Source organism: Fuerstiella sp., assembly GCA_022447225.1.
GTDB lineage: Bacteria > Planctomycetota > Planctomycetia > Planctomycetales > Planctomycetaceae > S139-18.
The window spans coordinates 214,061-238,670 of record JAKVAZ010000010.1 but is presented as its reverse complement, the minus strand read 5'-3'; the positions used below and the strand labels follow the sequence as shown (position 1 = coordinate 238,670).

At 53.8% G+C, this 24,610-nt stretch carries 16 protein-coding genes; 3 read left to right on the top strand and 13 right to left on the bottom strand.

The window, feature by feature from the left end; genetic code table 11:
* Positions 1–77: 77 nt before the first annotated feature.
* The 4 genes from MK110_13000 to MK110_12985 all read right to left on the bottom strand — a co-directional run bounded on the left by MK110_13000 (position 78) and on the right by MK110_12985 (position 6,343).
* Positions 78–1,574, bottom strand: a complete 1,497-nt coding sequence (locus MK110_13000; protein MCH2212216.1) for a DUF1501 domain-containing protein — start codon at positions 1,572–1,574, stop codon at positions 78–80.
* A gap of 87 nt (positions 1,575–1,661) precedes the next feature.
* Positions 1,662–4,694: a PSD1 and planctomycete cytochrome C domain-containing protein gene (locus MK110_12995; protein MCH2212215.1), complete on the bottom strand. Its 3,033-nt coding sequence runs from the start codon at positions 4,692–4,694 to the stop codon at positions 1,662–1,664.
* A gap of 45 nt (positions 4,695–4,739) precedes the next feature.
* Entirely contained in the window at positions 4,740–5,612 is an 873-nt protein-coding gene (locus MK110_12990; protein ID MCH2212214.1) for an alpha/beta hydrolase, read from the bottom strand.
* A gap of 68 nt (positions 5,613–5,680) precedes the next feature.
* On the bottom strand, positions 5,681–6,343 hold the full coding sequence (locus MK110_12985) for a hypothetical protein (protein ID MCH2212213.1): 663 nt from the start codon (positions 6,341–6,343) through the stop codon (positions 5,681–5,683).
* A 480-nt stretch (positions 6,344–6,823) separates the two neighbouring features.
* Between MK110_12985 and MK110_12980 the strand changes: the two genes are divergently transcribed.
* Positions 6,824–8,233 (top strand): DUF1501 domain-containing protein, encoded by a 1,410-nt coding sequence (locus tag MK110_12980; protein ID MCH2212212.1) that lies wholly within the window; start codon positions 6,824–6,826, stop codon positions 8,231–8,233.
* A 65-nt stretch (positions 8,234–8,298) separates the two neighbouring features.
* Here the strand turns inward: MK110_12980 and dgoD are convergent, their stop codons facing one another.
* The 4 genes from dgoD to MK110_12960 all read right to left on the bottom strand — a co-directional run bounded on the left by dgoD (position 8,299) and on the right by MK110_12960 (position 15,827).
* Positions 8,299–9,513, bottom strand: coding sequence for a galactonate dehydratase (dgoD, locus tag MK110_12975; protein MCH2212211.1), 1,215 nt, complete (start codon positions 9,511–9,513; stop codon positions 8,299–8,301).
* Between the two features lie 145 nt (positions 9,514–9,658).
* Complete coding sequence (locus tag MK110_12970) at positions 9,659–12,469, bottom strand: DUF1549 and DUF1553 domain-containing protein (GenBank protein ID MCH2212210.1); 2,811 nt, start codon at positions 12,467–12,469, stop codon at positions 9,659–9,661.
* 150 nt (positions 12,470–12,619) lie between these two features.
* The gene (locus MK110_12965) at positions 12,620–14,047 is read right to left on the bottom strand and encodes a DUF1501 domain-containing protein (protein ID MCH2212209.1); all 1,428 of its coding nucleotides are present in this window, start codon (positions 14,045–14,047) and stop codon (positions 12,620–12,622) included.
* 466 nt (positions 14,048–14,513) lie between these two features.
* A complete protein-coding gene (locus tag MK110_12960; protein ID MCH2212208.1) occupies positions 14,514–15,827 on the bottom strand; it encodes a PQQ-like beta-propeller repeat protein in 1,314 nt (437 codons plus the stop codon).
* A gap of 477 nt (positions 15,828–16,304) precedes the next feature.
* On the opposite strand from MK110_12960, the gene MK110_12955 reads away from it, so the two are divergent.
* Positions 16,305–17,477: a hypothetical protein gene (locus tag MK110_12955; protein MCH2212207.1), complete on the top strand. Its 1,173-nt coding sequence runs from the start codon at positions 16,305–16,307 to the stop codon at positions 17,475–17,477.
* Positions 17,478–17,622: 145 nt separating this feature from the next.
* Here the strand turns inward: MK110_12955 and MK110_12950 are convergent, their stop codons facing one another.
* The 4 genes from MK110_12950 to MK110_12935 form a co-directional block, all read right to left on the bottom strand.
* Positions 17,623–17,988 carry a hypothetical protein gene (locus MK110_12950; GenBank protein ID MCH2212206.1) on the bottom strand — a complete coding sequence of 122 codons (366 nt, stop codon included), beginning with the start codon at positions 17,986–17,988 and terminating at the stop codon, positions 17,623–17,625.
* A 350-nt stretch (positions 17,989–18,338) separates the two neighbouring features.
* Entirely contained in the window at positions 18,339–18,938 is a 600-nt protein-coding gene (locus MK110_12945; protein MCH2212205.1) for an HD domain-containing protein, read from the bottom strand.
* The gene (locus MK110_12940; protein ID MCH2212204.1) at positions 18,935–19,720 is read right to left on the bottom strand and encodes a phytanoyl-CoA dioxygenase family protein; all 786 of its coding nucleotides are present in this window, start codon (positions 19,718–19,720) and stop codon (positions 18,935–18,937) included. The genes MK110_12945 and MK110_12940 overlap by 4 nt, the downstream gene beginning before the upstream one ends.
* Positions 19,721–19,996: 276 nt before the next feature.
* Positions 19,997–20,476, bottom strand: coding sequence for a hypothetical protein (locus MK110_12935; GenBank protein ID MCH2212203.1), 480 nt, complete (start codon positions 20,474–20,476; stop codon positions 19,997–19,999).
* A gap of 623 nt (positions 20,477–21,099) precedes the next feature.
* Between MK110_12935 and MK110_12930 the strand changes: the two genes are divergently transcribed.
* Positions 21,100–22,506 carry a hypothetical protein gene (locus tag MK110_12930; GenBank protein ID MCH2212202.1) on the top strand — a complete coding sequence of 469 codons (1,407 nt, stop codon included), beginning with the start codon at positions 21,100–21,102 and terminating at the stop codon, positions 22,504–22,506.
* A 157-nt stretch (positions 22,507–22,663) separates the two neighbouring features.
* Here the strand turns inward: MK110_12930 and MK110_12925 are convergent, their stop codons facing one another.
* On the bottom strand, positions 22,664–24,133 hold the full coding sequence (locus MK110_12925; protein MCH2212201.1) for a DUF1501 domain-containing protein: 1,470 nt from the start codon (positions 24,131–24,133) through the stop codon (positions 22,664–22,666).
* Positions 24,134–24,610: the final 477 nt, after the last annotated feature.

The window sequence follows — 24,610 nt, the reverse complement described above, 5'->3', positions numbered from 1 at the left end:
ACTTCAGGGAACAGAATCGACAATGGACGCCGATTGGCACGGGCAACGGAAGACGCCGGATTTTTTGGGAAACCGCCTTACACGAGCCAGTCCTGAACGACGTCTCCGCCGACATCGGTCAGCCGAAAATCGCGACCCTGGAAGCGATGAGTGAGCTTTAAATGATCCAGTCCAAACTGGTGCAGCATTGTAGCGTGTAGATCGTTGACATGGACTCTGTTTTCGGTGGCGTGCCAGCCGATATCATCCGACGCTCCGTAAACCTGACCTCCCTGAATTCCACCACCCGCCATCAGCATGCTGAACGAATACGGATGATGATCCCTCCCTGTACCAACATCCCGCTTACCCTTACGGTTTTCGCCTAACGGCGTGCGACCAAATTCGGATCCCCACACGACCATTGTGGAATCCAGCATACCTCGCTGCTTGAGGTCACTGATCAGTGCTGCAATGGGCTGGTCAACGCAGCCCGCGTTGTACGGAAGCTCTTTGGGAATGTTGGTATGATGGTCCCATGAAGCGTAGATAATGTTGATAAAACGGACGCCGCGTTCGACCATGCGGCGTGCCAGCAGACAGTTTCGAGCAAAGCTCTGATAAGTATTCCCCTGTTTACCACGAGCTTTCACTATTTTCTGTTCAGGACGATCCACACCGTAGGCATCAATCGTGGCTTTGGATTCACCCGCAAGGTCGATCAGCTCCGGTGCCGCTGTCTGCATACGATACGCCAGTTCATAGGAAGCGATTCTCGCTGCAATCTCCGGATCCCGAACCTCAGCAAAGCGTCGTTCATTGACAGCCCGCAGTGCATCGATGCCCTTTCTTTGCAGCTGAGACGGAATACCGGCAGGGCTGGACAGGTTGAGAATCGGCTCTCCCTGATTGCGAAACAGCACTCCCGCATATGAAGAGGGCAGGAATCCTGACTGCCAAAGCGTGGCACCGCCGGAAGATCCTCTGCCGCTGTTCAGCACGACATATCCTGGCAGGTTCTGCGATTCGCTGCCGAGACCGTAAGTCAGCCAGGAACCCATCGACGGCAGTCCGAATGTACCTCGGCCACACTGCATCATCAGCTGGCCTGGATGGTGATTGAATTCATCTGTATGCAGCGAACGAATCAGCAGCAGGTCATCCGCGACGGATCCAACATGCGGAAGCAGTTCGCTCAGTGACATTCCACATTCACCATGCCGATGAAATCGATAAGGGGATCCCTGTAACAGTGCGGTCTTTTTTTTGATGAACGCAAAACGAACTTTCTCAAGAAATGAATCCGGCAACGGTTGCGCGTGCCGCTTTCGCAACACGGGTTTGTCGTCGAACAAATCGATTTGTGACGGTGCGCCGGCCATGAAGATAAAAATGCAGGCTTTGGCTTTCGCATCGAAATGAGGCTCCGCCGGAGCCAGAGGATTCCCATCCTCCGCCGCAGTGGCAGCCGGCATCAGACCATCCTGCGACAGCATGGATCCCAGTGCAGCCATCCCCAGACCGCTTGCCGTCGTATTAAGAAATTCGCGACGGGTTCTGTCCGCGTATTTCGCAAGATCGGATTGTTGTTGCATCTTCATAATTATTTTGTCGGTTACGTATGAAACATGCTGCAGAAAAATCGAAGGCTGCAGGCCGGGCAACGAACAACGTCTGCCAGATCAGTCTCTGACAATGAATTCGTCCAGGTTCAAAATCATTCTTACAGTGGCTACCCAGGCCGCATTTTCTTCAGGTTCAAGCTGTTTAACCGGATGCTTTTCTGTCAACAACTTCGCATCATCCAGGTGAACGCGATAATACTCACGAGACGTCGACAGAAATTCTGCAAATCGATCCAGTTCGGGATCTTCCGGTATACGTGCGATGCATAATCTCATGGCCCGCATCAGCTGCTTTCGGTCGCCGTCACCCGCCTCCTCGAAAATTCGTCGAACAAGCGCCTGAGCGGCCTCGGCGTAAACTTCATTGTTCAGAGTGATCAGGGCCTGCAGGGGCGTATTGCTGGATTCACGCTGCAGGCGGCTTGTGTTTGAATCCGGACAGTCGAAACTGATTAAAGTCGGATGCGGGGCCGTTCGTTTGAAAAATGTATACATCCCGCGGCGATGGCCGTCGTTACCTTCACTGGTTTTCCATTTGAACCTGTTGGCGTAACTCAGCTCTGCCACTCCGGACGGCAGTGGCGGAAAGACGCTGGGACCACCAATTTGAGGACTCAGCAGACCACTCACCGCAAGATGCAGATCACGAACAACTTCGGCTTCCACTCGAAACCGGTTTTGCTGTGCAAGCAACCGGTTTGCAGGATCGATGTTGCGGAGTTCCTCTCGATAATGAGAGGATTGCCGCCATGTGGAACTCATCAATATCGTTCTGATCAGCGTCTTGCGACTCCAGTTCATATCGCGTGAAAAATGCCATGCCAGCCAGTCAAGCAGTTGGGGATGCGTTGGCAGCTCACCACGAACTCCAAAGTCATTTTGCGACGGTACAATGCCGCGACCGAACAGATGCGACCAGATCTGATTGACCGTCACTCGAGCCGTCAGCGGATGGTTGGGACTGACAAGCCACCGGGCCAGATCCAGTCGATCAGCGGAATCATCAGATTTTCGAGGCTGAAGCGAATGGCTGCCACTGATAACCGACAACGTGTTTGCCGTCACATCGTCTCCGGGCTGAAGGAAGTCCCCTCGATGAAGGGTTTTTGTTACACGTGCTGCCGGGGCGATCACACGGACCGGCAACAGAGGAGCCTTTGGCGTTTGGGTTTTCAACTCTGCAATTGCATCAGCAACCCGCACGGTAACCGGAGAAATCAGTGCAACATGTGCTGCAATGACCTTCCGCTGCTGCTCTGTTCTGGCTGCTGATTCTTGCCGGACGGCGTCGGCAACCGCTCTCGGCAAAGCACGAACGGGGTTGAATTCCGAGACCGTGCTGACTCGAAGACGACCGATCACGTGCTGATCGCCATATTGCTGATCCAGTACGACCTGCAGATACTTCGCACCGTCGGTCCGAACCGGCTGCACGGTGTACGCGGTGATCTGGTGAGCACTGCCGATTTGCGGAAAGACTGCCCACCCGGACTTCTCTGCGGAGGAAACTGAAGACTCTGCTGAAAATCCATCCTGAGAAAAGTCAGAATCGGCCGTTGCGAACTGCAGCTCTGTCCGACTGTTGAAGTCTTTCTCTGAACTAATGTACGCCCGCAGCTGACTCAGCACAAAATTTCCGTCGGAAGCGCTGCCAGGTCCTGTTCCCGGGAGCGAATCATGAACCAGAGTTTCTACCCGAATCCCGGTAACCGGTTCCACCGGAAGTTCAAATACAAGCGTATACCTGTCTTTGTCCGGTACCTGTCCGGATGCCAGCAGGGAACCGTCTTCCTGCAGCACCAGTTTTGTACTGCCGGAAGTTTTTGCATCCACCAGATTCAGATGGTTACGGGTTGGTGTTTGCGACAATTCCATTTTGATTCGGGCGGATATGTCGTCAGTCCATTTCGCGATTTGCGGTTTCAGAGATGCTTTTGCATGTTCATACTGTGCGGTTAATGCTGACATTTCATGGTCGTGCGCTGCCTTGTCTCGACGATATTTCGCCATGTCAGAATGGCTGCGGCCAACATCAATGCTGGATTCGTCGGCATTGTTGAAAAACGCGAACAGCTCATAATATTCTCGCTGTGTGATTTGATCGTACTTGTGTGTATGGCAGCGTGCACAGGTCATTGTCAGGGCCATCCAGACTGTACTGGTGGTTTCTGTGCGGTCGAATGTTGCTTCGATACGAAACTGTTCCTGGTCGGTTCCGCCTTCAGTGTTGGTCAGTGTCTGCCGGTGAAACGCAGTGGCCAGTTTCTGCATCGCAGTCGCGTCCGGCAGAAGGTCACCGGCAAGCTGCTCAATGGTAAACTGATCAAACGGCATGTCTCGATTGATGGCTTCGATCACCCAGTCGCGATAGCGCCACGCGTTGGGTCGGGAGCGATCTTTTTCATAACCGTCTGAATCAGCATATCGGGCTTTATCCAGCCAGTGTCGTCCCCAGCGTTCACCAAAATGGTCGGATTCCAGCAGCCGGTCTACCAATGCCTCCCATGCGTCTGACGATTCATCTGTCACAAAAGCATCAACTTCCTCCGGTGTTGGCGGAAGGCCAACCAGGTCGTAAAACAATCGTCTGATCAAAGTCGCCGGTTTCGCTTCAGGTGACGGCGTCACTCCGTTCGCTTCCAGTCGGGCCAGCACGAACTGGTCAACGGGATTGCGAATCCAGTCGGGATGCGTCACCTGGGGAGGCACTGTCCGTTTGACCGGTTGATAGGCCCAGTGCTGTTCATAACCGGCTCCATCCTGAATCCACCGACGGAGCTTTTCAATGTCGTCGTCAGACAGTGGATCACCCTCAGGCGGCATCCGTTCCGACGCATCGGCTGCTGTGACTCGACGCAGCAACTCACTCGATTCCAGGTTTCCGGGAATCACGGCACGTGACCCTGACTCAAGCTCTGCCCGGGCCTGTTCAGCGACATCCAGCCGCAGGCCCCCCTCTGCCATGTTGGGACCGTGGCAAACGATGCAGTGCTTTGCAAGCAGTGGTTGAATGTCACGACTGAACGTGGGAGATTCACTGGCAACACTCAGCGTATGATGCTGCACGCATAACGCAAATGTCAGAGCCATTAAGTGGTTTAAACAACCGGTCCTGTGCATGTGTCATTCCACAGTTCAGTGATTCAGTATTCTTTGTGTCGCCAGCCAGTGAATCGCATGGTCCGGCCAGGACGAAATCTGCGAACCGTCAACGTGCCGCAGACCGTAGCCGTGTCCACCGTTGACATAGATGTGCAATTCGGCCGGAATCTGAAGTTTCCGAAGTCCTGCATAATACAATGCTGCACCAACCGAGGACGATCGGTCGTCGTCGGTGTGGGCCAGAAACACGGGCGGAGACAGTTCAGTGACTTTGACTCCCGAAACCAGTTCATCATTCAGCACATCGTAGATTTTCCAGGGATAAACCAGAATCGCAAAGTCCGGCCAAAACGAAACGTCATCAACGGCATCAATACGTTTGTAAGACCGCTTCATCGGTCTGCTGAGCAGTCGGGCAGCAACCTGTCCTCCGGCCGAAAACGCAACCAGACCGATGCGATCCTCTTTCAGTCCCCATGATTCAGCATCAGCACGAACACGCGACAGAGTTCGTTGTGCATCCTGCAGCGGCTCAACCCATGCCGGACCTGAAGAATCGTCTTTTGTTCGGTAACTCAGTACGAATGCTGACACGCCGTGCCGGTTCAGCCAGTCAGCAGCTTCCGTTCCTTCCTTGTCGGGAACGACTTTCCCAAATCCTCCTCCGGGAAGGATGATGGCCGCCGAACCATTCGGATCATCCGCCAGGTGAACCGTGAATGTCGGTCGGGTAATTTTGACAACTCGGGTAACAGGTGGCTGCTCAGCGGGTCGAAACGGCAGAATCTCGCCGATATTGCGCGTTGTTTCACCCGGAGCCAGCTCCGGCCACACATCCACAGGGTCAGCACCGAAACCTGCGGGCAGAACGGGTATCACCAACAGCAGAGCGACAATTCGACCCATACTACTCACCGTGATCATAAAACAACCAGGAGACGCGGCCGGACGTTGACTGAACTGAAAACGACGGGTTATTGCCCCCGCAGCACAATGTCGTCGAACTCGTTCAGATCATCGAAGGAACCAATTCCAATGCGTCCCTTTCCAAATGTAGGGTCGTTGACCTGCATGTGAGGCTTCTGCATATCGTCGAAGTAAACAGCAATTGTCCCGCTCTTTGTGGAACGTACCAGTTTCACCTGATGCCATTCGTCGTTCCATGGTGTGGGTTTTTCGTTTTTGGTCAGTGGCCTGCGCGGGGCATCATTCACAATCATGATCTGTCCGCTGGCCGGATCCGGTCTGGCGCCAAGGTGCGCGTAGTAGAAATGAGTCTTATCCTGCCAGCCAAAAAAGATACAGCAGTCACGATGATCGCCCGTGTCTTTGGTACTTCGAACTCTGAATGTTAATTCAAAATCTGAAACAGTTACGTCTTTGATCAGAGCGACATGACGCGGACTTCGAACTGCGGGCTTGTACTCACTTTTGCGTGCCGTAATCTCAATCGTCTTATTATTGTTGCGACTGCTCACCTTCCATGTTTTTGGATCCAGAATTTCCCAGCGATCACTCCCCTGCTCAAAGTTTTCCGAAAACACCACAGGAAGTTCTTTGGATGCAGCGCAGGGCACTGTTTGAAATGCAAATATGATCGTCAGGGTGATCACACGAGCTGAACGTTTCAGCAACATACGAATAGTTCCGTTATCTGGGTTGTTGAATGGTCTGTTGATATGCACCAAATACACAGCCAGGAAACCTGGACACCAGGTTACATCATCCGACGCACGTGTGCTGTCCGAATCGGCTGATACAGTCGACGAAAACACGCCGCTCAATCTGAACGATCGGGTTTCACCAGACGCCGAACAGGCACCGATATCATCACTCAGATGTCTGACACTGTACAACTTCAGATTATGTTCGGAATCACAGCACAGTGAAACAGGTTCGACTCAATAAAATTCGATCAGTCCGTTTTCGTATTTTCGTACAGAAGCCTCACAACCCGACAGACAAGCAGCAGGGACCGATTGGGAGGGGAGGACAGCCAACATGGCCACGCATGACTGGAATCGGACTTGTGTTGAACCGTTAGACTTGTCCTGATAGCTTGAGGATCTCGCGCAGTGGTAAATTGTTGAGTTAACCTACAGGGGACTCACACGGAAATGCAATGCATTCCTGGACGAAAGACGACAGCACATAACGGGCTGACGCGACGTAAACTGCTGACGGTTGGCGGCCTCTCCCTGTTCGGCGGACTGACGCAGACAAATCTTCTTCGCGCGGAACAATCCCGGAATTTATCAGGGGGTTCAGCACGATCTGTGGTTCTGCTGAATTTGTTCGGCGGACCGCCGCACATGGACATGTTCGATCTTAAGCCGGATGCACCGGACAATGTGCGCGGAGAGTTTAAGCCCATTGCGACCTCTGTTCCTGGCTTACGAATATCCGAGCTACTGCCCAAAACGGCCGGACTGATGGACCGGGCAACACTCATCCGCACTTACTCTCACAAATACAACAGTCACAATCCGTACAATGTGCTGACAGGTTTTGACGGCGGGAAGGACAGCGATAATTATTTCGCCAAAGTGACGGATCATCCGGGTATTGGATCGATCTGTCAGTATCTCGACATCGGTGCGAAGGATGTGCCTCAATACGTCATGATGCCGGCATCTCCAGGCTATACACAGGCGCTTCGTCGAGCAGGACCATATGGCGGCTATCTTGGCAGTCAGTACGACCCGCTGTTCACTGTTTGCGATCCGCAAATCGCCCGCGAACCAAAGCATGACTACGATGCGGTCGTTCCGATGGGCCACCCCACACTGCCCTCACTTGACGCACAGCCTGGGATCACGGCCAGTCGATTTTCCGGCCGAGGTTCACTGCTGAAACAGCTGGACACGGACCTGGCGCGGCTGGAGAACAGTGGTGCGATTTCACGCCTCGACGAGTTCAGGCAGCAGGCCTTTAATCTGCTGAGTTCCTCCGCAACGCGCAAGGCGTTTGATATCACGGACGAATCAGATTCAATGCGCGACCATTATGGCCGGAATCTTTGGGGGTCAAGTCTGCTGGTCGCCCGTCGTCTGGTAGAAGCCGGGTCAACCTTTATCACGGTCCACTGGGAATCTAAAGGTAAGAACCACTGGGATCTGCACGGTAACTGTTTTGAAATGCTGAAAATCCAGTGTCCGAATCTGGATCAGTTAATTGCTGCCTTTGTGACGGACCTCGAACAGCGGAATTTGCTGGACTCAACCCTGTTCGTGGTCATGGGTGAAATGGGACGCACTCCGACCATTAACAAAGCGGCGGGGCGCGATCACTGGCCTCAATGTGGTTTCTCACTTCTGTTCGGTGGCGGGAGTCGGCGAGGAGTTGTCGTAGGAAAGACCGACAAGCACGCCGCCTATCCCGCAGAACGGCCCGTGTCAGCGGGAGACATGGTGGCCACGATCTACCATTTACTGGGGATTGACTCGCGGATGACGGTCCGTGATCTGGGGGGGCGCCCCGTACATATCGCGCACGGGGGTTCGCCTGTGTTCGAAGCGATTGCCTGACCTCATCAATCGAAGTTTCCTTTGATCGATGGAAACCAAATACAGTCCTGGTGACCGGGACTGAACTACCAGTCGACAACGGAATTGTCGTCCGGGTCATACTGCGTCAGATAAGGACGAGGCTCACCGACCAGTGCCATGAGTTTATCCTCGTCGATTGTGATGCCAAGACCGGGCTCCGTGGGGATCGGACGGTGGCCATTCCGCACGGGAGGCAGTGGCCTGGCAAGAAGATCAGCGTATTCGTTGTCCCCGCGTTCCTGCACCATGAAGTTGGGAACTGATGCGCCAATCTGAAGACTGGCAGCGAGTGAACACGGTCCCTGCGGATTATGTGGCGCCAGCGGAGTGTAGTACGCTTCGGCCATACCGGCGATGATCTTCAGTTCCGTAATCCCGCCCGCGTAGCAAACATCCGGCTGCAGGATGACAGCAGCCCGTTTTTCCAGCACCTCCCGGAAACCCCATTTGGTAAAGATGCGTTCCCCCGTGGCAATGGGAATGTGGGTTTTCCTGGCGAGCTCAGCCATTACGTCGACGTTGAGCGCCTGGACAATTTCCTCGTAGAACCAGGGACGATACGGTTCCAATGCCTTCATCAGCAGCATGGCGGTTGGAGGCTGTACCGCTCCGTGAAAATCGATACCGATATCAACTCCTGAACCGTATTTGTCTCGAAGTGCTCTGAAACGTTCAGTGACTTCATCCACAAACTTCTGTCCTTCGACATATCTGAAAGGGTTGCGAGTCGTACCAGGGCCAACTTTCATAGCAGTCACCCCGGTTTCTTCGCTGACACGCCCGTAGACGCGAATTCGATCACGAGTCGGACCGCCCAGTAGTTTGTACACAGGTACGCCGTAGCATTTGCCTGTGATATCCCAAAGCGCCTGATCGATCCCGGACGAAATTGCTGTTTTAATCGGCCCACCACGATAAAAGGCTCCTCGATGAATGGCCTGCCAGTGGTGAACCACCGGGCGAGGATCTTTCCCAATCAGATACTTCCCAACCTCAAGGGCGCCTGCGGCACAGGCTTTTGCGTCGTCCTTGAGCATTTCGCCCCACCCCGTAATCCCGGCATCAGTAGAGATTCTGACAAACACCCAGGAATTTTTCAGGACGAACGTGTCAATCGCAGTGACCGTGATCTGATCCTTTGGACCGATTGCTGCGGCCTCCGTACGCTTTGCGTTAAACGCTTCCAGACTGAGCAGTGCAGCGGGCCCGGTGAGCATTGAATGAATCGCCTGACGGCGGTTGAAATGACTTCGTGACATGGTCGTGTCTACCTGAAAAACAAAACCTGGGTTACAGCGTAAAGGTGATGACAGTGTCCATAACCGGCCTTCTTTCGTAAAGGAACTGATTCCGATCCGGATATGAAATGAAACAACAAAGATAACCTGCGGGATCAATCCACGCTTATTGCTTTACAATTACCTCGTGCAGATTCAGCAGAAGTCGCACTGTCACAATCCACGCCGCGAATTCTGCAGGGGCTACAGAATCAACCGTCTGTTCACCTGCGGTCAACGCAGCTGTAACGTCAGACCGATCAGTCAGATGACTTTTTTGCTGCTGATAAAAGTCTCGGATTGTCTGCAGCTCGTGCGAATCCGGAGACCGGGAGGTACATCTCTCGAAAGCCAGTATCAGTTTTTCGTCCTGTGATGTTCTTCGTTCACCCAGAATCTTTTCTGCCAGCGCACGGGATGCTTCAATCGTCAGACTGTCATTCAGCAGGGCGAGCGACTGAAGTGGTGTCGTCGACCGACGACGCCGAACGGTACACGTCAATCCGGGTGGTGCGTCGAACAGTGAAGACATTGCATACGGTGAGGCACGCTGCCGAAACGTATACAGGCTGCGGCGATACTGGTCACCTCCTTCGCTGGTCGACCACCTGAATCCGCTAAACCCGGCCAGGGCTCCGTTCGGCTGAGCAGGAAACACACTGGGACCACCTATTCTGCGATTGAGCAGCCCGCTCGCCGCCAGCAGAATGTCGCGTACCATTTCGGCGTTCACACGATGTCGTGGTCCCCGATCAAGCAGAATGTTTTCCGGATCACGATTCTGCTGCTGTACTGTCGTCCGCGATGACTGCTGCCATGTGGCTGAATTGACAATCAACCGATGGAGTTCCTTGAGGCTCCAGTTCCGTTCCATAAATTCCACAGCCAGCCAGTCCAGTAACTCCGGATGTGACGGCAATGCCCCCTGAGAACCGAAATCCTCCGGTGTACTGACCAGGCCCCGTCCGAAGTACTGCTGCCAGATTTGGTTAACAATCACTCGGGCCGTCAGCGGATTGCGACGGTCAACGATCCAGTTTGCCAGAGCCAGACGTGACGGCGTTTCGCCGGCCCTCAGCGGATGCAGTACGTCCGGAACGCCGGCGGCGACCTCAGTCGCAGGTCGACGGTAGTCACCTCGCTCATGCAGGCGTGTACGACGCGGCACAGCGCGTTCCGACAGGACCATCGTTGTGGGCAGTTGCGGCCGAGTCTCTCGGAGTTCTTCAATCGTCCTGTTGTACTCGGTCAGTTCTTCCGCAACCGACAGGTAGTGTTTTTTCAGCTGCTCGATCTGCTGCCGGCTGCGTTTCGCCGGATCTGCCCGCAGAATCGAGTCAATCACCGGATCACGGAGATTGGCACTGAGAGTTTGTTCATCATCGGTAACAAACAGTCGAAAACGTCCCAATGTCTGCTGATGAACAAAATTCTGCAGAACCGTGATGGTCAGCTTGGTTCTCCCCTCCGCGAGGTACGGTTCATCGACTTGAAACACTGCGACGTGTCGTCGTCGTGCCGCATTGTTGGTATGCCAACTCGTCAGACGATTGCCGTCGATTGCTTTATCGACTGTGCGTCTCTCGTTTTGATACGTTGCATCCGCCCGCACAAAGTTCAATGACCGGATTTCGGTCGCGGAATCACCCTGCTGAGAAACCACGAGCGGTTGTGCATCCACGTCGAATTCCGTGACGACGAAAGTGCCGTCACTCATAACGCTGCCCCGCCCTGGGCCGTGGTTCGGAAGTCGGGGATCCGGGATTGCTTCCAGTCGAAATCCCGTAATCTGCGGCAAATCGGTATCGCAAACGATTTCATACGTATCCAGCTCCGGCCGATCTCCCGTGACCAGCAGAGAACCATCTTCAAGGACTGTCATGGTAGCATTATTAGCCGAAACCGCTTGACGGGGATCAAGCAACTGCCAGCGCACGGCTGTTGCGGACTCATGCTCGATCCATTCCAAAACCCGCTGCTGCAGGTGTTCCTGGCGTTGTTTCTGTGCTGAATCAGTCACGGCAACGTTGGCATTCTGAAGCTCGCTGTCCAGCGGGAAGTGCTGTGGCCTGTCGGCTTCCATGACCGCTATCTGGGCATCGATTTCTGCCTGGCGGGCGAGGAGGTCTTCGACGGGAACTTCAAGTTCCGGTTCATCGGCATTGTTCAGCAGCGCAAAAAACTGAAAATACTCTTCCTGAGTGAACGGATCATACTTGTGGTCGTGACACTGTGCGCACGCGAGAGTGAGTCCCATAAAGACAGTCGCGGTTGTGTGCACTCGATCGACAATCGATTCGTAACGGAATTGCTCCCAGTCATGCGCACCTTCTTCGTTCATAAACGTATTACGGTGGAAACCGGTAGCAATTCTCTGTTGAGTTGTTGCATTCGGCAACAGGTCTCCGGCCATCTGCTCCATCGTGAACTGATCAAACGGCATGTCGTTGTTGAGGGACCGGATAACCCAGTCGCGCCAGGCCCAGATCATGCGGGGCCGGTCAACTTCATAACCGTTCGTATCGGCGTAGCGCGCGCCGTCGAGCCACCACACAGCCCAGCGTTCACCATAATGAGGCGACTTCAAAAGCCTCTCTACGAGGCGTTCCCAGGCGTCAGGTTCACTGTCAGCCATGAACGCATCTATTTCCTCTTTCATCGGTGGCAGACCTGTCAGATCCAGACACAATCGGCGAAGCAGTACGGCCCTGTCCGCACGAGGAGACGGTTCGAGACCTTCATCCTGCAGTCGCGCAACAACGAAGCGATCAATCGGATTCCGGTACCATTTCTCATTGACAATCACCGGCAGTTCAGGACTGACCGGTGGCTGAAAAGCCCAGTGCTCATCAGCGGTCGCCAACGGCACCGCCATCAACAGCAGCACCTGCCACGACAGAACCGGCAAGCCGGCTGGAATCGCGTATCGGAGATTCATTGTGAGAGACCTCGAAACCACAGAATCCGGCTGTTCACCAATCCAACACAGAAAACAAACAACACGGGATCCCGGTACCAGTGCTGACGAACAGGTTGGTTCAGCGACGTCTCAGTAAACGCACGCCGGCGCACGAAAACTTTTATCGAATCATCCCAGCAATTTCTCAACGACTTCTCCTTCCACGTCGGTCAGTCGAAAATCACGTCCCTGGTGCTGAAACGTCAGCTCTGTATGTTCAATACCAAGCAGATGCAGGATCGTTGCCTGCAAGTCGTGAATATGCACCGGATCTTCAGTGACGTGGTATCCTAATTCATCCGTCTTTCCGATCGTCTGCCCGGGATTGATTCCACCACCGGCCATCCACATTGTGTAAGCATTGGGATGGTGATCACGACCACGCGTACGACCAAGCGCCGGATTGTCTTCGACCATTGGTGTCCGACCAAACTCGCCTCCCCAGACCACCAACGTTTCATCCAGCAGTCCGCGCTGCCTCAGATCTTTGATCAGTGCTGCGACAGCCTGATCTGTTCTTCCGCATATCTTTTTGACTCCCCCTTCCACATCCGAGTGATGGTCCCAGCCTTTATACATGAGCTCCACAAATCGGGTCCCGCGTTCAACCAGCCGGCGAGCAAGCAGACAGGTCCCGGCAAACGAAGGCGTGCCGGGTGTCACTCCGTAGAGGTCGAGTGTTGTTTTGCTTTCCTGCGTCAGATCAATCAGATCGGGAGCACTGGTCTGCATCCGGAACGCCATTTCACAGGCAGCGATGCGTGTCTCGATTTCCGGGTCGCCAACGATGTCGACACGATGACGATTCAGTCGGCCCAGCGCGTCGATCGTATTTCGCTGAATCGATCGATCGATCCCTTTCGGATCGCCCAGAAACAGAATGGGGTCTCCATCCGGTCGCAGTGTCACACCCTGATGGACAGAGGGGAGGAAGCCATTGCCATAGCACGAAGCACCACCACTGACTCCCTGTCCCGTTGTAAGCACAACGAATGCAGGCAGGTCCGATGATTCACTTCCAAGACCGTACGAAATCCAGCTGCCCACACTCGGCTTACCGAGTTGAAGATGCCCCGTATGCAAAAAAATCTGTGCCGGCGCATGATTGAATGCATCCGTGTGCATGCTTTTCACAATGGCTATCTCATCAACAACTTCGGCCAGTCGCGGCAGCGCTTCAGAAAGCTCGGCACCCGATTCTCCATAGCGTGAAAAGCGAAGTGGTGACGGCATCAGCGTCGCGTCACGTTCGATAAACGGAAGCTCCTGGTTCCCGAGTACGGAATGCGGAACTTGACGGCCGGCATACTTTCGCAACGAAGGTTTGTTATCGAAAAGTTCCAGCTGACTCGGCCCACCTGCCATGAACAGGAAAATCACATTTTTGGCACGGGGTACAAAATGCGACTCATGTACTGTGCGGGAACGATTTACCTGCCCCCCCGGCGCTGCCGTGGCGCCGCGACGATCCATGAGTGAAGCAAGTGCAACGGTCCCCAGACCAAGTACCGATTCCTTAAGAAAGCAGCGTCGGCCGGCTGTCACGGACAGAGACATGGTTCACAACTCTTTTTCTTCAGGAGAAATCTAATCAGTGTCATCCAGTCCTGTATCACTCAGCCTGGCATAAGCAACTGCCGGGAAACCCTCCCGTCAGACGCTCCGAAAAATTGACCCAACGTGAACAAGTCGGCCGAACTGTGAACTCTAAACAGGATGAAACCAACCAGAACTCGCTATTCCGACAATGGACGTAACAAACAAATCAACTGTGACATCCACGGCCCCCAGCGTATACGTCCTCACCCTCGAAAAACAGTGAGTACACCCGGGGCGAAGTAATACGTATTAATTGCTTTGGTCACTTAAGGGACTAATCACACGGACACCAGAAATTCAGGAGTTCCCGGACCGCCCGGACAAGATCGGGACATCGATGCAGGCAACCGGCGACGGTATCAAAGAGACCCGCATTCGTAATATTCGCCGGACTGCCTGACGCCGCATCTCCAGTTGTTGGGTGTCACTCATTGACTGACTCCAGTTCAACATTGAACAGATGATCACCGCGACGCAGCAGCAGGGAATCTCCGCACCACACGGCAGCATAAAGAACGGGTCCCGAAAAGAACGAGGGACGGCGACCTTCGGCGGCCGGAGTTGGTAGAGGTTTCGGAAGTTCGTCCCAGGTTGTTAGTGTTCCAGACGCCGTCATTTCGGACAGAGAATCGACCTTGCCGTCCCTTCCAAAGAAGAACACCTGACTGCCGCAGCCTACGGGTGTCGCCCAGGAACTGCCCTTCAAGCGGCGAACGAACCGTTCTTTGCCATCTTTCGCGTTCAGTCCGTAGAGCACTCCTTCCCGATTGACAAACAAGGCCGTGTTGTTGTGAACGATCGGCGAACCGAAAGAACTGGTTGCTCGTTTAGCCCGCCACGCGTAGTCGACCAGCCACTGACCGTCTGCACGACGTTGAATCTGAATAACACCATTGCTTTCTGCGGCCCTGCCGGCACCCGATTCGCCACGACCGACTGTTGCACCAATCAGAAACCGACCGTCACCCAGTGGCATTGGAGTCGGTGTTGAATTTCCGCTGATGTCTTCAAATTTCCACAGCTGCCTGCCGGTTTCCACATCCAGACCCGTGAGTGAACCAATAGCACTCAGAACCAGCTGAATGCCGTCTTCCACGGGAATGAGTCTCGGACTGGCCCAACTGGTCGCTCCCGCCCCAACGGCTTTCCACATCGTTTCGCCGTCTGCCTTCTTCAATCGCAGCACGTACGGATCTTCGGACCGCTCAACCCACACAAATATGGAATCCTTGTCCTGCTCAAGTGAGGAAGAAAGACCGTGACGAGCCGCCACGCTTCCGTAATCCGCGACCAGATCACGCTTCCACCGTTGGTTGCCCTCGTGATCAAACGCCACGACGATCCCGCCTTCGAAGAAGCACACGACACCGGATTCGTCTGTGACGGGCGACGGAGCCGATCGACTAACATAAGTGTTATTTTCCTGTGGTGATGGATTGGCAACCGACTGCTGCCACAACCGACTCCCGTCTTTCAGAGCGAACGCAGTGATGTGATAGTTGTCTTTGTTCGGCCCTTCGACCGTTGTGACATAGATGTGTTCATCCCGGACAACGGGCGACGACTGGCCGTAACCTCGAAGTTCAACGTCCCAGGAAATCTCACCGGGCTGCAGCGCTCGATCCGCAGGCTGCGAAACGCGTCCGCCGTTCTGGAACGAAGACCACCTGTCGGCGGCTTTGACGTCTGCTGAGCTGAGACAGAGAAGAGTCAGGATAATTGATATCGTTCTGGTCACGGTGATTCCTGTCAGACGCGAAGTGCAAAAAGGGTATAAACGAACAATTGCTGTCGCCGCTATCCCTGATGCCTCCATGAAAAATTATTCGATTTTCATCACTTCAATCACATCGGCTTCTTCAAACTTCCCGATGCTCATGTTTGCCACGCCAACTGCCAGCAGTGGATTGTCATCAAACCGCAGCAGGCGGTAAAAGAAGACGTATCAGGTTTGGTACGTCGACAACGCGGGCAGGACAAACGCTGCACCACGACGTCATTCTGACGATGTGCTCTGTTGTTTTGTACCATTCCGGACGATACAGATTGAAAGTCACGCACAGATTGCTGAAGGTAAATTTCTGAAAAAAAACCTGTGCCCTGGACTGATGTGGCCATACCGTTTTCCGGGTGACAGGGTTGCAATGTTCGTTATCCGCTATGCGAACTACGCAGATATAACTTCGTGAGACTGCACAACAGCAGGTAAATGATGATGAATCCTGAACCTGATCTCCACTCACTGGACTGGTCGAAAACGGCTCTGGCTTTTCGTGGTTTCGGCGTTTCCAATCTGGGCCGTACCGCGGAACTGTGGGCTCATGATGACTACCGCGCCGTTCTGGACAGTTCACTAAGTACAGCGTCAGCCGTCTGTTCGGAGATCGCCGGGAGTACTGTTGACCTGACAGAATTTGTCCGCGAAGGACAGAATCCCGACGTTGAAAACTACTCCGCAGCTTTGTCGTTTGTCATGGCCGTCGAGTTGGCTCAGTTGAAAATACTGCAGGAATTGTACGGCATCGACTGGACAAAGTCCCAATTGAGCTGTGGCTACAGTCTGGGCGAAATTGCAGCTTTGGTGGCTGGCGGCGTGTTCGAGTTCGATGAAGCACTGCGGATTCCATTACTGCTGGCAGAAGATTGTGTTGAGTTGTCCCGTGAAGTGACACTCGGCGTCCTGTTTTCTCAGACGCATGAAATTCCGTTTGCAGATGTGCAGAGACTTTGCTGTCTGATCAACGCCGAAGGAAATGGCGTCATGGGTATTTCCGGACAACTCACACCCAACTCATTTTTACTGATCGGTCAGCAGGACACACTGAATCGTTTTAAAAACGAAATCAAGAAAAACCTGCCGAAATCAACGCGTCTGCACCGCGACTCCCGTCGCTGGCCCCCCATCCACACTCCTGTTCTGTGGGAACGTAACGTCAGCGATCGTGCCGGCCGACTGATGCACACGATGACCGGTGGATTTAGTGAACCAGTCCCGCCTGTACTGTCGCTCGTGACCGGCGAACTGAGCTACAACGACTACAACTCACGCGAACTGCTGGGACGCTGGATCGACCACCCGATCCTGCTGTGGCAGGGCATCGAACACATGCTTGCCAACAACACCGAAACTGTGATCCACGTAGGACCGTCTCCCGAAATCATCCCGGGAACATTTCGGCGTATTTCGGACAACGTGGCAGGACAAATGCAGTCATGGCCTGTGCGCACAGTTGGTCGAATGGTTCGGCACCCGTGGATGGCGTCATTGTTGCCTAGTCGCGCCACACTTTTACGGGCGCCGCTCGTTCGGCATATCAATCTTGAAGACTGGCTTCTTCAGCAGTCACCGACGGCTTCGATTTCAGGGGAATTCGAGACCACAGAGTAAACCACTTCGACGAATGCCGTCCAAAGCGAGGATCTTGACATGAACAAATCCACCACCGCCGGTGGTGACGTTTGACCTCGCAGTTGCAGATTTTTGCGGCACCGCAACTCCAATCGCACCTGTCAGGCCAGTGAATGCATGTCGGCTAATTGTCGCCAACTCGCGATTGCCAGCGTTCGAAAGAAGTCACCATGTGCGCAACTTTCTCGGGATACAGTGCAGCAACATTTGTGGTCTCGGTGGGGTCGGTTTCCATGTCATAGAGCTCCCACTTTCCACCACGTTCCGCATTCACAAGCTTCCCTTGCCCTTTGCGAATGGCCTCATTCCGCGGCACGCTGAAGCAGAGAATATCGTGTCCTTCTCTTTGCTGACCGCAGAAGACGGGTGTCAGGCTTTTTCCTTCCGGCGGTTGCGGCTTTCGGCTTTGGAATTCACTGGGATATTCCACTCCTGCGATGTCCAGAAAGGTTGCCATGAAATCGATCACGTACCCTGGTTGTGACGTCATCTTTCCATGTTTCCGAATGACCGACGGCCAGCGTGCGATCAATGGTGTACGAATTCCAGTATCGCACACGCGGTACCAGCGGTTTAAAATCACCCAAGTGTTGATCACTTAATTCTGGCGTTTTGAACGTGTATTCTCAATGCTCGGGTCCCTGTTTGACAGGTGACCCCGATCGCACGATCTGTGATGGCCTACTCAGATCAACGGCATGGTGCCGGCTGACAAAGACGGCCACATCGTTGCCACCAGCGGACAAAAACACGATTCATTGATGGCACAGACGCGGACGCTTTGTGTGGCGGCTGCGAACCGGGACAAAACGTGGATCTCATCTGCAGCCTGTCTTTGTCTCAAATCAGGCAGGCCAGCACGTCGTCCCGATAGGCTTTCAGACCAGGCACTTCACATCCACCGACTTTGCCGCCGTCATCCCAACGACGAAGCTGCACAGCAAACTCCAGGTGTGAAGTCTTTTCAAATTCGGTGCGTTCGGCATCGCTCATTTTTCCGCCCTGGACCTCAAAACTATGCTTCGAAGAAGCAGACAGGCCGTCGTAGTAACCGACATCCACGGTGCAGAGGTATCGTTTCGACGGCACATGCAGGCCGATAGGAACTGTGACCTCCTGCGGAAAGAACGGTTCAAGATATTTTGCCCCAACCACTTCGTGTTCAAGATCCTCCTCAAGGAAGTCATTTTCCGTATTGTGTTCGCTGACCAACAGGTGGCCCAGATCATGCAGCAGGGCGCTGGTCACCTGGGCGTGTGTACCTCCGGCCGACTTGGCCAGAGCTGCAGTCTGCAAAGCATGTTCCAGCTGGGTGACCTGATCGTCATAGTTCGTTCCGCCGTTTTTCTCTATGTAAGCAAACAGCGCGTCTACCTTGCCGTCCGCATCGGCGTCCTGCATCTGATGAGCCAGGGACTGGTCAAGCATGTGGATCGTCATTGGGTCACCGTCCTGCCTTGAAAATGTCCAATTTTGCTGATTTGCTGGGCTTTGTCCGAACCACTCGACTTATACATAGCGAATGCCTTACGTTTGTCTTCGTAATACTGCTGACGAAAATCACCTTCTGCTAAGGCGTTGTAGGTCAGGTAGATGGCTCGTCGTGGTTCATCCGTAGCATTCGGAGGACTCTTATGTGGTGCATACGAGCTGAAGAGCAGCACGTCACCCGGTTCCGTTGGCACGGGGACCCATTCCAGACTCTCCGCCGTTTCAGAATGGATGCACCCGCGGTCGTCCAGTGCAATCAACCCCTCCTGGTGACGACCGGGAGAAAAGAACAGGCAGCCATTCTCCTCGCACATCGGATCGATTGTCACCAGGCAGGTCACGTGCTGCTTAATGAATTCGTACGCCGGAGCATCCTGGTGAGCCGCATAACCACCACCACCGGGGTACTTGTAATTGATTTTTTCCTTGTACAGAACGGCAGGCTGTCCCATAAGTTGTCCGAGTGCAGCCAACAGTTTTCCCTCTGTGAGCAAATGCTTCATTCCTGAATGGAAGGGAACGAAATTCTCCGTGCGCGCTAACCGAATATCGCCTCTGCTGGTCTGCTCTCGATGGTGCATCCATTTGTCGTCGCTGACCGGCCATGAGGAGATTTCTTCAACCCAGTCACGGGCATGGGCAACTTCCCGTTCACTGAGGAAACCATCCACTTTGAGGTATCCATCCTCAATCCAGCGCCGCTGCAATGTCTCTGAGATGCTTTCAACCATGCGATTGCTCAATCATGATTCTGTGATGACTGTCTCTGCGGGAATCAAACCGGTAAGGCCGGTATGTTAGCCTCGGCGGTGTCTCTTTTACAGGGTAATTGCACGTCGCGTAGTTCCTGCACGCTGTGAATAATGCTGCCGGACTTACGGTGACCGTCTTTGTACCTGCATACGGAATCTGAATGAGCAACGCACCCCGTTTCTATTGGCTTTAGTATCGTTTCCGGTGCTGTCTTCCATTCCACACACAACAGCACAACAAACGTTTCCGCGTGGTCACGAGACCCATACAGAAACAATCTCGTGGACAACATCACCTTCGAGAGTTTCGCAGGCCAGAAGATGATCCACGACTGCCGCCAACCCAGGCCAGACGTCGTCGCGAGAAAACAGGCGGTACAGTTCTACGGAAACCTGTTCCAGCAGAGTCAGTCGCTTTTGCTTTTCCGCTTCCAGTTGAAAAGCGGCTTCCCACGCGAAGTCCCAGTCAGCTTTCCATTCAGCGACCAATCCTGGATGGTAAGGATCTCCACTGTGCACCATTTCCGCGGCCGGTCCGGCGAGTGCCACCAAGACCATTTTTTGATGCAGTTCTCGTTGTGTGAATCGTGAGTGATCCCATTCAATCCGGGTGTCGCCGAATCGTTCGGGGCCGTCATCCCAGTCCGGATCAATGGTGACCGAGCAAACTCTCGCTCCAAAATAGACAGCAGCGAATGCATGACCGGCCTCGTGGTAGGCAATTATTTCCGACATTGATGTCAGTAATTCCGATGGAATTCGAAACACGTTTCAGACTCATCAGAACCATGGTGAGTCGTGATTGCTATTTCAACAGGTTCAACAAGACAAGCGTACTCCGGCAGATACACAAAGGTTTAGACCATCGTGGTAAGACCCTGCTCAACGAACACGATGACAGAAACCATCGCTCCCGGAGCGATCTCCATATATTAATATTACCCTTTGGTTCTCGATGCAGGTGTCGCTCCGCTGCTTACCGGCTCTTAGCAATCGGTCAATGATAATCGATTCCCGACCACTCCGCTGTCTGCTGCCAACGACACCACAACTGCAGTGGCAACTGTGCATTTGGAGTGACGGAATCTGATCCTGACCAGCCTGCTGCCGTTTGCCGCTTACGGACAGGAAAGCCATGGGTTGGCCATTGAGAACACTGTTCAACACCGATTCCGGGGAACACGTGTTCTCCAGGATTAATGCTTCGATGAACGAAAAAACGTTTGCAGCGTAGTCAACGATCTTAGTGTCATTCAGACCGACGTCTTCATCGTCTGGATACGAGGTACAGGCTATTTACAGGTATAATCAGGAGCTGGGAACGTAAGGAAGTTTCGCATGCTAATAATATCGGGTTTATGGGCCAACACGGGGAACCGGAAATTACCGCACCGAACAGCGCAAATCCCAGGCGAGGTCGACACAACGCCGGTCACGATCCTAATAGGGAAGACGTCGATGGTGTCGGACGCAGTAACACGATCGGCAGTAATATCAACACCAATACGAACGGCTGGTGTGGCGGGGTCTTCAGTTTGTGGCAGGCGCATTTCGATTGTGATTTCGCGTCCACCTGTGAATTGCTGAACCTGCCGCTTGTGGGGCCGAAGCTAATGACCCGCAGTATCGATCGCATGCGGTTTGCCGGACAGCTCCAGGCTCGGTATCGACGGGGTATAACTGGCGACGCAGCAATCGAACCAGAGGATTCACCGGACAACATCGCTGGCGCTGCGGGCATGATCCTGCAACCCGATGCGGCCGGTGTTAATACTGCAGACGACAACGCGTGGTATCGACTGCTGCAGTTCGTTGAGGTTCCCTCGCGCGTCAACCGCATGCTGGGAAACTACATCAATCTGCAGCGTCTGCCGGGGAAACTGAATCTCAATACGATCCGTCTCCGCGAGGTCTACGCCGGCCTGCTGGATGATCTGAACATCGCCAATCTGCCGGTGATGACGGATACCAACGGCAACGGTGACCTGGACGGACCATTTCTGACGTCAACAACGCCGGATGGAAACGACGCGACACCGGGATTGACGACAGGCCGCGATCGCTGGCTGGAACTGATCAACGAACGTGACGGCTATGTGAACACGGTCAACGGCGATACTGGCGTGGCAGCACAGATGTGGCTTCCAGGCACACCGAACAGCCGCCCATTCCGTTCACTGGCGTATACCACCGGTGTGGCAGGTGCGACCGGCAGTCCGTCAGATACCGGAATCGATTATACGATTCTGCGACGTGGCAGTTTGCATCGTCCCGCACATATCGCGGATAATGTTACCCTGCCCATCGATAATGCGTTCGGTGAACCGACCGATGTTGCCACGACCAACCGACACTGGCTGGAACCAGGCGACACAGCCTTCCATCAGGATCCCGATATAGAAACAGTCACCAATGCGTTCGGACAGGCTAAAGTGGGCTCAGCAGCAAACATGGTGCATCGCCATCAGTTCCTGTCGAAGATCATGAACAATACAACCACAACCAGTAACTGTTTCATTGCCTATGGGACGGCCGCTTACTTTGAAGCCGTGCCGGATGCGAGTGGTGTCTTTCGGATTGGTGGCCGCATGGGACTGGATCTGGATGGTAATTCGAACGAAAAAGACGACGCTGGTTGGGAACAGCGTGCGGTGTTCGTCATTGACCGAACCGAGGCCTTCAATGCATATGATTCCGCCAATGGCGAATTCGAATGGGAACGGCTGATCAAACACCTTCTGGATCTGGCATCTAACGGACAGTAGTAAGAGAGACGACTGAAACGATTCAACAGGCGATCGTGGACGTTCGTCCGTCGTCCTGCCCGGATTGAGTGTCGTCTTCCGATCAGGTTGCCGCATGGCTGTGTGAATCGGTGTCGCGAAAACTCGATAGAACAAACAGGGCCGATGCACGAGTGATTCAGGAATACAGTTCGTGAATCGGCTTTCGTCCATCGACAAGGGGATGCGGGCGACCGCTTAAGTCGGTCAGTTGAGTATGTGCCGCGTTGATGCCGATGTTGCGATAGAGTGAGGCAAAGACATCCCGATAATGCACCGGCCGATCTTCTGGTTCTTCGCCGTAACGATTCGTTGAACCAATCGTTTGTCCGGTTTTCATGCCTCCGCCTGCCAGCAGGACTGAAGAGGCCTGAGGCCAGTGGTCGCGGCCTGCCTGAGTGTTGATCCGCGGGGTGCGTCCGAATTCACCCCACATCACGATGGACGTGTTGTCCAGCAGATCGTGATTCTCAAGATCGCCGATCAGTGCCGACAGACCGGCATCCAGCATCGGCATAAATTCCCGACATCCCTGGAAATTATCTTTGTGAAAATCCCAGTTAAAACCTCCGCGACTGCCTCGATCCATTGGCCATCGGCTAAATGCCAGAGTGACACAGCGGCAACCGGACTGGACCAGACGCCGCGCAACCAGAAACTGCTTCAACAATTCAGGGCCTCCATATGCGGGAACTGCTGAGTCACTGATACCATATTCGCGACGCAGTTGATGGGGCTCCAGCTTGAAATTAAGTGCTTCACCAAGCTGACTGGAAGTCAAAATACCGAATGCCTGTCGGTTGATGTCATCCATGCCATCCATCACTCCCGATGCATCGAGATCTCGTCTCATACGGTCGAAGGACCGCAGTAGCGCACGACGGTCGTTAAAACGATCCAGTGACATGTCCCGCAATGAGATCTCGGCATTTTGTTCCTGATCACTGTTAACCTGTGATTTTGGAACATTGGATTTGTAGACGACGTCATGACGCTTCTTGCGATTGGGTTCAAAACCCGCGTGGCCAATCCCCAGATACCCCGGCTGGTTCAGCGATGCACGGGTAGTTGATTCTGCATTGGGCGGTGCGAGACTGACGAACGGCGGCATACCTGGCTGAACCGGTCCGTACAACCGAGACATCACAGCACCCATCGACGGCCATCCACCAGACGGGAAACCCGGCTTCATCACCGAATCTCCCTGCTGTTCATGTGTTTCCCATCCGGTCAGATTGATGTGCAGGTTGTGGTCATTAAATCCACCATGCAGCGACCGGACAATCACCAGCTTGTCCATCATCGCGGCCGTGCGCGGCATCAACTCTGTAATTTGAATACCGGGAACGTTGGTGGCAATGGGTGAGAACTCACCGCGAATCTCGGTCGGTGCGTTCGGCTTCATATCGAACATGTCCAGGTGAGGCGGGCCACCTGGCAAAAGAATCATGATGACAGACTTGTGCGGCTCAGAATGCCCCAGATGCTGTTCGGCGCGCAGAATGTCAGTGAGCGATGCCCCTCCCAGACCCAATCCACCGATGCGCATAAAACCACGTCGGTTCAGACCGTCGCAATATCGAGCAGGTGCGTCGGGAATAGTCAACATAACCGTGAACTTTCAGATTTCCGCAACTCGGACGAAAACAGCCATCTCATAATACTATACCACATCGTCCGGGCCAATTAGAGAGAGTATCGGATAGTTCTCTTCCGATGCCGCCTTGCCTTGATTTGCCTTTGTTTTTTCAGGGCACGATGCCCGGCCCGATTCGACGGGGCATTGACTGACTCAGTTCCGTAGGCTGTTCTAGAGTCAACATTCTGACGTAGACATGTCTTTTACACATTCATCATCGACATCATCGACTGCCATAAACGGGGTTTTCCTCAGTTGACCTGTTGTTAAGTTCGAAACCAGGTAACGAAAGCTTCCGATGAGGGATACTTTGTATCTCCTGTGTCCTTGGCTGCTAACTAACCCGTCATTCGTGACGACGTCAAAATATGACGGTTTGATTAACAACATCATTTGACGACTCAGCTGCATTGTCGCCGTGGTACGCTGCCGCTAATTTGAGACAGA